The sequence below is a fragment of the Burkholderia sp. MSMB2157WGS genome (assembly GCF_001532755.1).
Lineage (GTDB): Bacteria > Pseudomonadota > Gammaproteobacteria > Burkholderiales > Burkholderiaceae > Burkholderia.
Genome location: NZ_LPJG01000030.1, coordinates 405,540 through 418,682, shown reverse-complemented (window position 1 = coordinate 418,682; position 13,143 = coordinate 405,540). Strand labels below are relative to the sequence as shown.

The following is a 13,143-nucleotide window of genomic DNA, read 5'->3' as shown; positions in this document are numbered from 1 at the left end:
CGCCGCCAAACAAACCTGGCCGTCGGTCTGCAAAAGCTGATGAACCAAACGTGGGCGCCCTGCCCGTTCAGGCGCCGTGCCTCGCCGGCATTCGGTTGCGGCTTGCGCAGCGCGATCAGGCCTTGCGCGCAACAACACCCACCGGCGAAGCGGGCGCGCGTTTCGGTGCGGTCTTGTAGTGCGTGCTGTACAGCGCCGCGCCGACGAACACCAGCCCGCCGACCAAGTTGCCGAGTACCGTCGGGATCTCGTTCCACAGCAGATAGTCGACGATCGTGAAGTGGGCGCCGAGCATCAGGCCGGACGGGAACAGGAACATGTTCACGACCGAGTGCTCGAAGCCCATGTAGAAGAACACGAGGATCGGCATCCACATCGCGATCACCTTGCCGGGTACGGACGTCGACATCATCGCCGCGACCACGCCGGTCGACACCATCCAGTTGCACATCACGCCGCGCACGAACAGCGTGAGCATGCCGGCGGCGCCGTGCGCCGCATAACCGAGCGTGCGTGCTTCGCCGATACCGCCGATCTTCTGTCCGATTGCGTTCGGCGCTTCCGAAAAGCCGAATGTGAAGATGATCGCCATGAACAGCGCGACCGTCAGCGCACCCGCGAAATTGCCGAAGAACACCAGCGTCCAGTTGCGGAACACGCCTCCCCAGGTCGCGCCGGGCCGGCGATCGATCACCGCGAGCGGCGCGAGCGTGAAGACGCCCGTGAGCAGATCGAAGCCGAGCAGGTACAGCATGCAGAATCCGACTGGAAACAGCAGCGAACCGGCCAGTGCGTTGCCGGTGTTGATCGTGATGCTGACCGCGAAGGCGGCTGCGAGCGCGAGGATCGCGCCAGCCATGTACGCGCGAATCAGCGTATCGCGGGTCGACATCGACAGCTTCGATTCACCGGCGTCGACCATCCTGGTGACGAATTCGTTGGGCGTGAGGTAGGCCATGGTGTGCGCTCGTAAAGTTGGACGAAAAAAAACGCGCCAGGCACTCGCTCGACATGCGAGTGCCTGGCGCGGACGCTGTTATCCACGTAATCGGCCGCCACGGTTGGACATGGCGCGATCGTCAGGCCGCCATTAGCCCGACGACCGAAATGTTCGCAATTTCCATACCAGTGACGGAGATGTCTCGATGCAGGCTGGCCGAACGCGAAATGCCCGCGGGAGCATGCCGCAGCCGAACGCAGCGAATCGCACTCGCGCGGTGCAAACTGCACTTCGTGCATGCGCTTCGGGCGCCGCCGCGGTGCGTGAAGCGCGGTGCATTCCTGTCAGGTCGTGCCGTCGTTGTGCGGTGTCCGCGACGCGCTTCGCTGCGTACGGCGTCGCGCGGAAGGCTGCGCGTGCTCGTCGATGAATCGCTCGGGCGACATCAGCGCGTCTTCCGCGATATCGGCAAGCGGCCGATTGCCGTCCATCGACGCTTTCTGCAGCATCCGATACGCTTCGTCCTCCCGCAGGCTGAAGCGCGTCATCAGCGTATTTTTCGCGCGCTGCACCAGCTTTCGTTCGTAGAGCGCACGACGTGCCGCGTCGAGTTCGACCTCCGCGCCGGCCAATCGCGCCGATTGCGACTCCAGCAGGGATTTCAGGCTGGCGAGCGTCCACTGGTCGGAGCCGGAGAGGCGTCCCGGCAGTTCGTGAACCGCCGCGCGCGCCGACAACGGATCGCCGGCGAAGAACTGGGCGAGCGCCTGGATATGCGGGGGCGGATTGTTTCGCAAATGCGCCATCAGGCGCTCGGAGTCGCGCAGCGTTCGGTGCGCGTCGTCGATTCGCGCGTTGCACGTTTCCTGCACCTGCAGCGTCAGCGCAATCTGAAGGTGCCAGAGATCGTCGATGCGGGCGCTCGCGGCGTCGAACCATGCTTCACTCAGGGCGGTATCGAGCGCATCGCCGGCGTGCGCCGTGCACAGTACGCGGCGCAGCTTCTCGAGCGCCGCCATGTGCGGCTCCGTCATGCGGTTTTCCCACCATGCGTTTTGCGCCGCGCTTGCGAAGCTCGCGAAGACTTCGAGACTGCGCTCCTGAGCGGCGATCAGATACAGCAGGCGCTGCTGCTGGTCCGCCGAAAACGTGCCCGCCGCGAACATGTGCGCGCCGACGGCGCGTTCCTGTCCCGCCTCCTCCTTGCCCTCGACGACATGGACGAGAGCAATCAGCGTGCGCGACACCGACGGATCCGCCGCGCTGTCGGCAAACTGGAAAATCAGCTCCACCAGGCCGCCGATCACGGTACTGAACGCCTGGACGGAATCCGGCGCCGACAGCGCAAGATGGTCGACCTGTTCGCGCAGCACATCCAGCGATTCCAGGTCGAGCAGCACCCAGGCGATCAGCGACAGCAGGCGCGACGTCGAGCCGCGTGCGGGCGTCAGCTCCAGATCCAGGCGCGCGCGCAACTGCGCGACGAGCGGCGCCGATTCGCCGCGCGAAGCCGCGCGTTCGGCGACAAAGCGCTTGCCGCTCGACGCCAAATAGATGCTGGTGGCGCCGCGCTCGCGCTGCAGCGCATGGATCAGGCGGCCAAGCAGGTCGACCAATTCGATTTGCTCGGCCAAGTGGCGCAGGGACGCGATTTCCTGATGCTTGGCGAGCAGTGCGAATTGCAAGGCGGTGGCGGGCATGGTGGATACTGACCGTCGACAAGGACTCGGTGCAGTGTAGTGCAGACAATAATCGTTGTTTTGTGACGCCTTGCACGTCAAGATTCGTGACGAAGGCGCGGTCCGCAACAAGGCGGTCTATCTGGCGCCGCTCAAAAACGAGCTTTACTCGCTCGCGGATGGCAATGCACGCTGCTGGTGGACGTGGATGACGCCACGAGCCGCTTGAGGATGCTGCACTTCACGCAGACAGAGTCGACGTTCAGCTACTTCGAGGCAACGCAAGCGTACATCGAGCGTCGCGGCAAGCCGGCGGTACGACCGTCTGGCTGAAATCGATCAAGGTGCAGTTGTTGAGCACAAGCGCTTGAGCCATGTGCCGCCGGTCTGCAAAAGCTGGTGAGCCAAACGCAAGCGCCCTGCCCGTTCAGGTGCCGACCTTCGACACCGCGTAACGTGCGTACGGCATATACGCGGCCTGCGCGGAGGGCGAAATCACACATCGCCGCAACGTATACGATCACTATCGGGTCGCCGTCCGGCCGGGGGCGTTGATCGACGTCAAACCGGAGCCGCAACCGCTGACGGACGAACCTCGCCCGCCCGGGACACGGATACTGCAATCCCTGATTTCCATCAATCGCTTCGTACGCATCCGCGCTGTAATCGATTCACTGCTCCGTCCACTCCCGCGAGGCGATCCATGAAACTGACTTTTCTTGGTGCGACCGAAACCGTGACCGGCTCGAAATACCTGATCGAGCACGGCAATACCCGCGTGCTGGTCGATTGCGGCCTGTTCCAGGGCACGAAGAACCTGCGGCTGCGCAACTGGAGCCCGTTGCCGGTTGCGCCCGACACGCTCGACGCGGTCGTGCTCACGCACGCGCATATCGACCATAGCGGCTATCTTCCGGTGCTGGCGCGCGAAGGCTTTCGCGGCCCGGCGTACTGCACGGCAGCCACGGCCGAACTCTGCGACATCATGCTGCGCGACAGCGCGCGGCTGCAGGAAGAGGAAGCCGACTTCGCGAATCGCCACGGCTACTCGAAGCATCATCCGGCGCAACCGCTCTACACGCTGGACGACGCGCAACGCGCACTGCACCTGCTGAAGCCCGTCGCGTTCGACGAGTGCACGGCGCTCGGCGGCGGGCTGGCGTTCCGCCTGCTGCCGGCCGGCCACATTCTCGGCGCCGCGAGCGTCGTGATGCACTGGGATCACAAGGTGCTCGCATTCTCGGGCGACCTCGGACGCTATCACGACCCGATCATGCAGCCGCCGCTGCCCCCGGCGCATGCCGATTATCTCGTCGTCGAATCGACCTACGGCGACCGGCTGCATCCCGCATCGGACCCCGAGAACGAGCTGGCCACGCTGCTCGACAAGACGTTCGCGCGAGGCGGGGTCGTCGTGATGCCTTGCTTCACCGTCGGCCGCGCGCAGGAAATCCTGCATTACATCGCACGACTGAAGGCGTCCGGCCGCATGGCGCGCGTGCCGGTGTTCGTCGACAGCCCGATGGCGACCGACGTGACCGAAATCTATCGCCACCATATCCTCGAGCACCGGCTGACGCTTTCGGAAGCGAACGCGCTCGGCCACGCGGCGACGATGATCCGGTCGGTCGAGCAATCGAAGGCGATTGCAGAACACCACGGCCCGATGGTCATCATCGCCGGAAGCGGCATGGCGACGGGCGGGCGCGTACTCCATCACCTGAGCCGCTACGCGCCCGATGCGCGCAACACGATCGCCCTCGTCGGCTATCAGGCTGCCGGCACGCGCGGAGCGGCACTGGCCGCGCACGAGCCGACCGTCAAGATTCACGGCGAATACGTGCGCGTGCGCGCCCAGGTCGAGTCGATCGCCGCGTTGTCCGCCCATGCCGACTACGAGGAGATTCTCCAGTGGCTCGGCACGATGCGGCCCGCGCCCGTACGAACCTTCGTCACGCATGGCGAGCCGGCAGCGGCCGACGCATTGCGGCGGCGCATTTCGGAGCGTTTGCACTGGCCGTGCGAAGTACCGACTTACGCGCAGAGCGTCGATCTCGATGCGGTCGAATCGGGCGATGCGTGCGAGCCGGCTGCCCTTTCCTCCTGACCACGGTACCGACGAGACACCGATCGGGCGCGGCGGGAATCGGAGGTTGCGCACCGGTCCCCGTCGCGCCACCGGCCCGTCAACGGACTTCGATGATGACCTTCAATGCGTGGGTCTGCGCGGCGCGCCCGAACGTGTCGTACGCGCGCTCGACGTCATCGAGCGAGAACCGGTGCGTGATCAGGCGCGTCGGGTCGATACGCCCGGCGCGCACGGTCTTCAGCAGCATCGGCGTGCTGACCGTGTCGACGAGCCGCGTCGTGATCGAGATGTTGCGGTCCCACAGCTTCTCCAGGTGCAGGTCCGCCTTGACGCCATGTACGCCCACGTTCGCGACGACCCCGCCGGGCGCGACCAGCGACGTGCACATTTCGAACGTTGCCGGAATGCCGACCGCCTCGATCGCACAGTCCACGCCGACGCCGTCGGTCAACTTCATCACTTGCGCCACCGGGTCGCCGGCACGGCCGTCGAAGCAGTCGGTCGCGCCGAAGTGCCGCGCGATCTCGAGCCGGTTGTCGTCCGGATCGATCATGATGACCTGCGCAGGTGAGTAGAACTGCGCGGTCAGCAATGCGGCCAGCCCGATCGGACCCGCGCCGACGATCGCGACCGAGCAGCCCGGCTGCACCTTGCCGTTCAACACCCCGCATTCGAATCCGGTCGGCAGGATATCGGACAGCATCACGAGCGCGTCCTCGTCCGCGCCCGCCGGAATCCGGTACAGGCTCGTCTGCGCGTGCGGGATGCGCACATACTCGGCCTGTGTGCCGTCGATCCGGTTGCCGAGGATCCAGCCGCCGGTCGTGCAGTGTGAATACAGTCCGCGACGGCAGTATTCGCAGCGGCCGCACGACGAGATGCATGAAATGAGCACGTGATCGCCCGGTTTCAGCGATTCGACCGCGGCGCCCACTTGCTCGACGATGCCGACGCCCTCATGGCCGAGAATGCGGCCGGGTTCGCACGTCGGTACGTCGCCCTTGAGGATATGCAGATCGGTGCCGCAGATCGTCGTGCGCGTGACGCGGACGATCGCATCGGTGGGCGACTGCAGTTCCGGCTCGGGGCGTTCCTCGAGCGCCTTGCGCCCCGGCCCGTGGTACACGAGTGCTTTCATTGCCGTTCCTCCATCGAAAAAATTGCGGGTTCGTCGATCGACGCGGGGGCGTGCCGTTGCCGCGCCAGCAACGCGGCCAGCGCGCAGGATGCGACCCGGACGGCGACACCGTCGGCGCGGCGCGTCAGCACGATCGGCACGCGTGCGCCGACGACGATGCCCGCGCTGGCGGCGCCACCCAGGCTCATCGGCCTTCCCCTTTCGATCGGGTCAATGGATCGACATCCGCCTCGTCACTTTGCGCGGCCTCGGCGTCGCGACCGCGTCACTGTGCGGGTATCGCGCATCGTTGCCGTTGATCTGAGTCAAGCGCGTGGAAACCCTGCTTCGTAGACTGGACTGCACTGGCGGATCACCCGTCGATGGAGCGATTCCGATGAGCTACAAAAGCATGGTCGTGCACCTCGATACGAGCGCTCGCGCACATTCGCGTCTCGAGTTCGCGTTGCATCTCGCCCGGCGCTTCGGCGCGCATCTCACCGGGCTGTTCGCGGTCTACACACCCGAGCCGCATTCGTTCTACGTGATGGCCGGTTCCGCCGACTATTTCCGCGCGCATCGCGAAGCGCGCGACGAGCGGCGCGCGGCGCTGGAGCGTCTGTTTCATGCGGAAACCGCTCGTGCAAAAGTGCCGGCAACCTGGGTTCGCGCCGACGAGCGCGCGAATGTGGCCGTGCCGCGCGCCGCGCGACTCGCCGATCTGGTGATCGCGGGCCAAAGCGACCCGAACGATCCCGAAACCTATATCGACGATCAGTTTCCCGAGAACCTCGTGTTGTCCGCCGGCCGCCCGGTGCTGTTCTGGCCGTACACGGGAGAATTTCCGTCAGTCGGCGAGCGGGTTTTCGTCGCTTGGGACGGCAGTCGAGAAGCCGCTCGCGCCGCGCACGACGCACTTCCGTTCCTCGAGCATGCGAAGCGCACGACGGTGGTCGCCGTGGTCGACGGCGATTCGGAGTCCGCACCCACACGGATTCCGGCCGCCGATGCCGCGCTGATGCTGGCGCGCCACGCGCGCGACGTGAAGGTGCTCGACATCGCGACCGGCAGCGGCGCGTCGGTCGGCGACACGCTCATGTCGCGCGCTTATGAAACGGGCTCCGACCTGCTCGTGATGGGCGCCTACGGCCATCCGCGCTGGCGCGAACTGATGATCGGCGGCGCCACGCGCACGGTGCTGGCGTCGATGACGCTGCCGGTGCTGATGTCGCACTGATGCGGTCGATGCGTACGCGTGCGCCGCTCGCGTGCGAGGCGGCCGGCGACCCCGCTCGCGTGTGATGCACTGGCGCTGTATGTCCACCGGATCGTGCGAGACCGGCGCGTTGACCGCCCTGCCCGGCGGCCTCGACATGCGCGTCTTCATGGCCGACATCGGCGAGCAATCGGCGCCGTTGCGCGAGCGGATCTGCACATCGCTCGGCTGGCTCGGCATCGAGCTCGACGCGCGCGCGAATGCGGACAATGCACACGGCGTGTCGCGTGCGTCGAGCGCGGTCACGGTGGTCGTCGAGCCAAGCAACGACGCGTGGATCGCAGCGCGTGCCGCGATGCGCGTGCTACGCGGCAACCGGGACGCTTGATCCAGATCAGCGCGCGCGACCCCCACGCGCCGATGATGGTTTCGTCCACATCCGTTCAAGGGAAATGCCATGTACTCGAACATTCTGGTTGCGCTCGACGGCAGCGACACGTCGTCCCGTGCACTCGACGTCGCGCTGGATATCGCGGCGGAAACGGGCGCGCGGCTGACCCCCGTCTACGTCGTCGATTTTCTGGTGCCGGCCTACGACATGTACGGATACGACCCGTCGATCCTGGTCGACTCGTTCCGTGAAGAAGGATTACGCGTGACCGAAGACGCCGCACGGCGCATGAGGGCGCGCGACATCGCCGGCACGCCGCGGATTTCCAACGTCGCGCCGGCAGGCGAGGACATCCCGCACCGGATCGTCGGTCTCGCGGGCGAGATCGACGCCGATCTGATCGTGATGGGCACGCACGGCCGGCGCGGCTTTCAGCGCCTGTTCCTCGGCAGCGTGGCCGAACGCGTGCTGCGTCAGGCCAGGTGCCCGGTCTTGATGATTCCGGCGAGCGCCGCAGCGAAAGCGTCCGCCGAAGCCACGGCCGCATCCACCGAAAAGGAGCCGTCATGAGCTACAAGACTCTGCTCGTCCATCTCGACGACAGCGCGCGCTGCGCCACGCGCGTCGATCTCGCGCTCGAACTCGCGGGACGCTGGAATGCCCATCTGGTCGGACTCTACGTCGTGTGCCAGGATCTCTTCGAGCCGCTGCGGCGGCCCGACGAACCGCTGAAGCTGGCCGTCTACGAACGTCTGTGCGACCAGCGCCGCAAGGAAGCCGAAGAGCGATTCCTGACGGCTGCGGAACGTGCCGGCCGCAGCGTCGAATGGCAAGCGCCGGCCGGCAATGCGACCGAGGCCGCGATCCTGCATGCGCGCCACGCCGACCTGCTGATACTCGGCCAGGAAGATCCCGACGACCGCACGACCTACGTGGCGCGCCATTTCGTCGAGGACGTCGTGATGGGCGGCGGACGCCCGGCGATCGTCGTGCCTTACGCGGGTGACGTGCGAACGATCGGCGAGAACGTGCTGATCGGCTGGGACGGCGGACGGGAGGCCGCGCGCGCGATGGCCGATGCGCTGCCGTTGCTCGCCCGCGCGCGCTTCGTCAACGTCGAGACGGTCTCGCGCGGGCATCCCGATCCGGACAAGACGCCACCGGGCGTCGATGTCGCCGCCTATCTCGAACGGCACGGCATTCGCGCGTCGTTCTCGACCACACCGCGCACGCGGTCGGTCGGCGTGGGGGCGACGCTGCTGAACCGCGTGACCGACCTGCACGCGGATCTACTGGTGATGGGCCTGTACAGTCATGCCCGCATGCACGAACGCGTGCTCGGCGGCGCGACCCGCGCGATCCTCGAGACGATGACGGTGCCGGTGCTGCTGTCTCACTGAGCGCATGACAACGGGCAGCCGCGTGCGGGCTGCCCGCTTCCGGCGACGACCGCCGTCATTGCAATCGCGTCGTCACGGCATCTCTGCGCACGCGCCCGGCCCCCTTCCGTACGACCAGCACCGGTCGCTCCGAGATGTGCGCCGGCGATTCGGCGACGCTGCGAGCAACGCACGGCGCGGGCAAGCGAAATCGCCTCGTCGAGCGCAAGCCGCGCGCTGCGGCTGCCGTCGAATGCAGCAAAGATGCTTCGGTACATGGCACGTGCGCCATGTCGTCCCGGTTCGAACCACTCTGATCCTGCCGCCCGCCTTTCCGTTGACGCGGGCCAAGCACGCGCGGCGCCGCCCATACGCATCGGTTCCGATTGGCGAACGTCGGTAAAACGCGCACAATTCACGGCGATATCGCAATTCCCGCCTGCCCCGCCGCTTTTCGTGCCCCGCGTCCGGCCCGCCGCCCGCCGTCGACGAAATCCGTCAGGATGAACGGCCATGACAGTGAATGCGTCTCCCTTCCAGGCCAGGCCGGCTCCGCACCGGATCCGGCCGGTTGCCCGATATGCCGCGCCGGCCGCGCTGCCGACGCTGGACGGTTATTGCATGCCGCGCATCGCGGACAACGGCCACGGCGCGCCGGAACATCCACGCGCCAGCCAGGATCGCCCGCCGTTCGGGCGGACCGGCATTCGCGAGCGAGCGCGCATGCTCGACGGTCCGGCGACGATCGACGACCGGCCGGGAACGCGGTTCACGCTCCCCATGGCGCTGCCGCTTCACGCCATCCAGCAAGGAGACGTGCTGTCATGATCAGGGTACTCATCGCCGACGACCACGCGCTCGTCCGGGACGGTCTACGGCACATCCTGCAGAACGCAAGCGGTTTCGACGTCGTCGGCGAAGCGCAGGACGGTGCTTCGACGATCTCGCTCATACGCGGCACGGCCGCGAACGTGCTCGTCCTCGACCTGTCGATGCCCGGCCGCAACGGCATCGAACTCATCAAGCAGATCAAGGACGAGAAACCGGGATTGCATATCCTCGTGCTGACGATGCACGCCGAGCAGCAATACGCGGTGCGCGCATTCCGCGCGGGCGCCTCGGGCTACATGACCAAGGAAAGCGCGAGCGCGGAACTGGTCGCTGCGCTGACCAAGATCGCGGCCGGCGGCGTCTACGTGAGCCTGACCATGGCCGAGCAATTCGCGCAGAGCCTGAACGAACCGACCGATCTCCTGCCGCACCAGCGCCTGTCCGACCGCGAGTTCGACGTGTTCCGGCGCGTCACCACCGGCGAATCGATTTCCGAAATCGCGCAGGCGCTGTGCGTCAGCGTCAAGACCGTCAGCACGTACAAGACGCGGATCCTCGAAAAGATGCAGATGCCGAACGACACGGCCCTCGTGCGCTACGCGATGCGCCACAAGCTGTTCGAGGATCCCGACGAACTCTGACGGCGGCATCCGAGGCTCGCGACAAGACGCCGCACCCCTGTAGGAAACCTCCTACAAGACTTCCCTCTCTCCTACCGCAACTTCAATTGCGGCTGATTTTCCTGACGGCGCGCAACATCCATACTGGACGTCAAGAAAAACAACCCTGCGTGCCAGCCGGAGCCAACGCAGCGTCGTCGTCGAGGCCGGCGTAACGGTCTCGCGGCGCGTCCGGCAGGCACTCCCGACACGAAGGCGGCGGTAACCGAGGCCGCCGGTACAACGGCCGGCGCGATCCCGCCCGACGGCGAACCGCCGCTGCCCCGAACTGGAGCCGATCATGCAGAGCAGTGCCGAAGTCTCGACGACCATGCCGTTACGCCCGTTCATCCCGATGCGCCCTGTCGAACCGTGGGACCAGCCCAAGCGCGCCGCGTCCCGCTGTTCGACGTGTGCGTTGCGTACCGTGTGCATGCCGCCCGATCTTTCGCCCGACGATTTCGCCCGCGTCGACGCGATGATCTGCACGACGCGCCACGTCAAGCGCGGCGAAACGCTGTTTCGTTCGGGCGATGCGTTCAACAGCATCTACGCGGTGAGAACCGGCTCGTTCAAGACGATCGTCATGCATCGCGACGGCGACGAGCAGATCACCGGCTTCCAGATCGTCGGCGAGTCGCTCGGGCTCGATGGCGTGCACACCGGGCGCCACAACGGCGACGCGATCGCGCTCGAAGACAGCACGGTCTGCATCATTCCGTTCGGCCAGCTCGAGCAGATGTGCCGCGAAGTGCGGCCGATGCAGCATCACGTCTATCAGATGATGAGCGGCGAGATCGTGCGCGAATCCTCGCAGATGCTGCTGCTCGGCACGATGAGCGCCGAACAGCGCGTGGCCGCGTTCCTGCTGAATCTTTCCGCGCGCTTCAAGGCGCGCGGCTACTCGGCCGCGGAATTCGTGCTGCGGATGACGCGCGACGAGATCGGCGAATATCTCGGGATGAAGCTCGAAACGGTCAGCCGCATGCTGTCGAAGTTCCAGCGCAAAGGGCTCGTCGCGGCCCAAGGCAAGCAGATCCGGATCGTCGATTCGGACGGCCTGCGGCAAATCTGACCGCGCCGCGGCGGCGTCGAGCGGATCAGTCGTGCATACCGAGCACGGCAGCGCCTGACACGCGTCCGCCGCGCAGGTCGTCGAGTGCGCGGTTCGCGTCCGTCAGCGCGTAGCGCACGGCCTCGACCCGCAGCGGCATCGCGGCGGCGATCCGCATGAATGCGGCCGAATCCGCACGCGTCAGGTTGGCCACCGACGCGATGCGGCGCTCGCCCCATAGCCACGCGTACGGAAAGCCGGGGATGTCGCTCATGTGAATGCCGCCGCACACGACGATCCCGCCTTTGTCGAGTGCCCGCAGCGCGGCCGGCACCAGCGCCCCCGCCGGCGCGAAAATCAGCGCGGCATCGAGCCGCTCCGGCGGCGCTTCGTCGCTGCCGCCGGCCCATGCCGCGCCCAGCGACAGCGCCAGTTGCTGCGCCACGGTGTCGCCGGGCTTCGTCAGTGCGAACACCTTGCGTCCTTCACCCCGCGCGACCTGCGCGACCAGATGCGCCGCCGCACCGAAGCCGTAGAGGCCGATACGGCGCGCATCGCCCGCCATGCGCAAGGTTCGATGACCGATCAGGCCGGCGCACAGCAGCGGCACGGCCTCCAGATCGGAATAGCGCCGCGGCAGATGCACGCAGTACCGGTGGTCGGCGACCGCGCACTCGGCATAGCCGCCGTCGATCGTATAGCCCGTGAAACCCGGGCTGTCGCACAGGTTCTCGCGGCCGGATGTGCAATACGCGCAATGCCCGCATGTCGAGCCCAGCCACGGGACGCCCACCCGGTCGCCGACGGCGAAGCCCGTCACGCCTTCGCCCAGCCCGCGCACGGTGCCGACGATCTCGTGCCCCGGAATCAGCGGCAGCTTCGGGTGCGGGAGTTCGCCGTCGACCACGTGGAGATCGGTGCGGCATACGCCGCACGCGTGCACGTCGATCAGCAGCTGACCCGCCGCGGGCGACGGGTCCGGCACGTGCGTTTCGCGCAAATGCGGCGTCGTGCCGTCAAACGTCATCGCAAGCATGTTCCCCCTCCCCGCGCGATCGTCTTCGCGCGCTTCGCTTTCACAGGCTAGTTGCCGCCCGTCGCGCGTGCACCGTCCGGTGACGGACGCTTGACATGGGTCAACGGCCGCCGGACGGTTGCTGACACGATGAAGTGGCGAGAGTGACGCCGCCGGCGCGGCGACCTGGAGATGATCGATGATATCCGTTCCCCCGCTTGCCGCCAGCACGCGTCCCGACCGCGATCCGAGGTCGCTGGTGGGTTACGCGGTGCTGGCGCCGTCCAGCCACAATTCCCAGCCGTGGCGCTTCCTGGTCGACGGCAACACGATCTCGATGTGCGCGGACCGCGTGCGCGCGTTGCCCGTGGTCGATCCGTTCGATCGCGAGTTGATCATCAGTTGCGGGGCGGCGTTGCTCAATCTGCGCGTCGCGCTCGATCACGCCGGGCTCGCCCATACGATCGGCACGTTTCCGTCCGAAGTCGACCCCGATCTGCTGGCGCAGGTCCGGATCTGCGACGACGGCTATTCCGACGCCGCCCTCGGCACACTGTTCGATGCGATTCCGGCGCGCGTCACGACACGCGCGCCGTTCGAATCCGGCCCGGTTTCGGAAGCGATCCAGCACGCGTTGATCGAGGCCGGTATCGCGGAAGGCGCCGACCAAGCCGTGAGTACCCCACACGGTCGCGCGCCGCTTCGCGCACCCGCCGGAATCGACTGTATTGCCACGCCGGCGATTGCGGTTGAGCTGTGTCAAGCGTCCGTTC

At 66.7% G+C, this 13,143-nt stretch carries 11 protein-coding genes and 5 pseudogenes; 10 read left to right on the top strand and 6 right to left on the bottom strand.

Annotated elements, in window-relative coordinates:
- Positions 1–115 precede the first annotated feature (115 nt).
- Positions 116–958: a formate/nitrite transporter family protein gene (locus tag WT53_RS20440; RefSeq protein WP_034204814.1), complete on the bottom strand. Its 843-nt coding sequence runs from the start codon at positions 956–958 to the stop codon at positions 116–118.
- 326 nt (positions 959–1,284) lie between these two features.
- Positions 1,285–2,640 carry a nitrate regulatory protein gene (locus WT53_RS20435; protein ID WP_034204813.1) on the bottom strand — a complete coding sequence of 452 codons (1,356 nt, stop codon included), beginning with the start codon at positions 2,638–2,640 and terminating at the stop codon, positions 1,285–1,287.
- Between the two features lie 153 nt (positions 2,641–2,793).
- Here WT53_RS20435 and WT53_RS34175 point away from each other — a divergent pair.
- A pseudogene (locus WT53_RS34175) lies at positions 2,794–2,931 on the top strand (ISNCY family transposase); the annotation flags it as partial.
- A 391-nt stretch (positions 2,932–3,322) separates the two neighbouring features.
- The gene (locus WT53_RS20430) at positions 3,323–4,726 is read left to right on the top strand and encodes an MBL fold metallo-hydrolase RNA specificity domain-containing protein (RefSeq protein WP_034204812.1); all 1,404 of its coding nucleotides are present in this window, start codon (positions 3,323–3,325) and stop codon (positions 4,724–4,726) included.
- A gap of 79 nt (positions 4,727–4,805) precedes the next feature.
- On the opposite strand, the gene WT53_RS20425 is transcribed toward WT53_RS20430, so the two are convergent.
- On the bottom strand, positions 4,806–5,846 hold the full coding sequence (locus WT53_RS20425; protein ID WP_034204811.1) for a zinc-dependent alcohol dehydrogenase family protein: 1,041 nt from the start codon (positions 5,844–5,846) through the stop codon (positions 4,806–4,808).
- Positions 5,843–6,028, bottom strand: a pseudogene (locus WT53_RS20420) (phosphate acetyl/butaryl transferase); the annotation flags it as partial. The gene WT53_RS20425 and the pseudogene WT53_RS20420, both read right to left, overlap by 4 nt.
- A gap of 194 nt (positions 6,029–6,222) precedes the next feature.
- On the opposite strand from WT53_RS20420, the gene WT53_RS20415 reads away from it, so the two are divergent.
- The 4 genes and pseudogenes from WT53_RS20415 (at position 6,223) to WT53_RS20400 (ending at position 8,832) form a co-directional block, all read left to right on the top strand.
- Entirely contained in the window at positions 6,223–7,062 is an 840-nt protein-coding gene (locus WT53_RS20415; protein ID WP_034204809.1) for a universal stress protein, read from the top strand.
- A pseudogene (locus WT53_RS20410) lies at positions 7,017–7,429 on the top strand (acetate kinase); the annotation flags it as partial. The gene WT53_RS20415 and the pseudogene WT53_RS20410, both read left to right, overlap by 46 nt.
- Before the next feature lie 69 nt (positions 7,430–7,498).
- Positions 7,499–8,002: a universal stress protein gene (locus tag WT53_RS20405; RefSeq protein ID WP_034204808.1), complete on the top strand. Its 504-nt coding sequence runs from the start codon at positions 7,499–7,501 to the stop codon at positions 8,000–8,002.
- The gene (locus WT53_RS20400) at positions 7,999–8,832 is read left to right on the top strand and encodes a universal stress protein (RefSeq protein WP_034204807.1); all 834 of its coding nucleotides are present in this window, start codon (positions 7,999–8,001) and stop codon (positions 8,830–8,832) included. Before WT53_RS20405 ends, WT53_RS20400 begins: the two co-directional genes overlap by 4 nt.
- 176 nt (positions 8,833–9,008) lie before the next feature.
- Here WT53_RS20400 and WT53_RS34365 read toward each other — a convergent pair.
- Positions 9,009–9,089 (bottom strand): annotated as a pseudogene (locus WT53_RS34365) (universal stress protein); the annotation flags it as partial.
- 235 nt (positions 9,090–9,324) lie between these two features.
- Between WT53_RS34365 and WT53_RS20395 the strand changes: the two are divergent.
- The 3 genes from WT53_RS20395 to fnr all read left to right on the top strand — a co-directional run bounded on the left by WT53_RS20395 (position 9,325) and on the right by fnr (position 11,376).
- On the top strand, positions 9,325–9,639 hold the full coding sequence (locus WT53_RS20395; protein WP_230624770.1) for a hypothetical protein: 315 nt from the start codon (positions 9,325–9,327) through the stop codon (positions 9,637–9,639).
- Entirely contained in the window at positions 9,636–10,283 is a 648-nt protein-coding gene (locus tag WT53_RS20390) for a response regulator transcription factor (RefSeq protein WP_034204805.1), read from the top strand. Before WT53_RS20395 ends, WT53_RS20390 begins: the two co-directional genes overlap by 4 nt.
- Positions 10,284–10,602: 319 nt before the next feature.
- Positions 10,603–11,376, top strand: a complete 774-nt coding sequence (gene fnr, locus WT53_RS20385) for a fumarate/nitrate reduction transcriptional regulator Fnr (protein ID WP_034204804.1) — start codon at positions 10,603–10,605, stop codon at positions 11,374–11,376.
- A 25-nt stretch (positions 11,377–11,401) separates the two neighbouring features.
- Here fnr and WT53_RS20380 read toward each other — a convergent pair whose 3' ends face one another.
- On the bottom strand, positions 11,402–12,391 hold the full coding sequence (locus WT53_RS20380; RefSeq protein WP_060261213.1) for a zinc-dependent alcohol dehydrogenase family protein: 990 nt from the start codon (positions 12,389–12,391) through the stop codon (positions 11,402–11,404).
- Positions 12,392–12,569: 178 nt separating this feature from the next.
- Between WT53_RS20380 and WT53_RS20375 the strand changes: the two are divergent.
- Positions 12,570–13,043, top strand: a pseudogene (locus WT53_RS20375) (nitroreductase); the annotation flags it as partial.
- Positions 13,044–13,143 lie beyond the last annotated feature (100 nt).

What these genes read in the sequence shown, in the direction of transcription:
- WT53_RS20390 (WP_034204805.1), top strand. Translation starts at nt 9,636, where the DNA reads ATGATCAGGGTACTCATCGCCGACGACCACGCGCTCGTCCGGGACGGT.
- WT53_RS20430 (WP_034204812.1), top strand. Translation starts at nt 3,323, where the DNA reads ATGAAACTGACTTTTCTTGGTGCGACCGAAACCGTGACCGGCTCGAAA.
- WT53_RS20440 (WP_034204814.1), bottom strand. Translation starts at nt 958, where the DNA reads ATGGCCTACCTCACGCCCAACGAATTCGTCACCAGGATGGTCGACGCC.
- WT53_RS20425 (WP_034204811.1), bottom strand. Translation starts at nt 5,846, where the DNA reads ATGAAAGCACTCGTGTACCACGGGCCGGGGCGCAAGGCGCTCGAGGAA.
- WT53_RS20380 (WP_060261213.1), bottom strand. Translation starts at nt 12,391, where the DNA reads ATGCTTGCGATGACGTTTGACGGCACGACGCCGCATTTGCGCGAAACG.
- fnr (WP_034204804.1), top strand. Translation starts at nt 10,603, where the DNA reads ATGCAGAGCAGTGCCGAAGTCTCGACGACCATGCCGTTACGCCCGTTC.
- WT53_RS20400 (WP_034204807.1), top strand. Translation starts at nt 7,999, where the DNA reads ATGAGCTACAAGACTCTGCTCGTCCATCTCGACGACAGCGCGCGCTGC.
- WT53_RS20435 (WP_034204813.1), bottom strand. Translation starts at nt 2,640, where the DNA reads ATGCCCGCCACCGCCTTGCAATTCGCACTGCTCGCCAAGCATCAGGAA.
- WT53_RS20405 (WP_034204808.1), top strand. Translation starts at nt 7,499, where the DNA reads ATGTACTCGAACATTCTGGTTGCGCTCGACGGCAGCGACACGTCGTCC.
- WT53_RS20395 (WP_230624770.1), top strand. Translation starts at nt 9,325, where the DNA reads ATGACAGTGAATGCGTCTCCCTTCCAGGCCAGGCCGGCTCCGCACCGG.
- WT53_RS20415 (WP_034204809.1), top strand. Translation starts at nt 6,223, where the DNA reads ATGAGCTACAAAAGCATGGTCGTGCACCTCGATACGAGCGCTCGCGCA.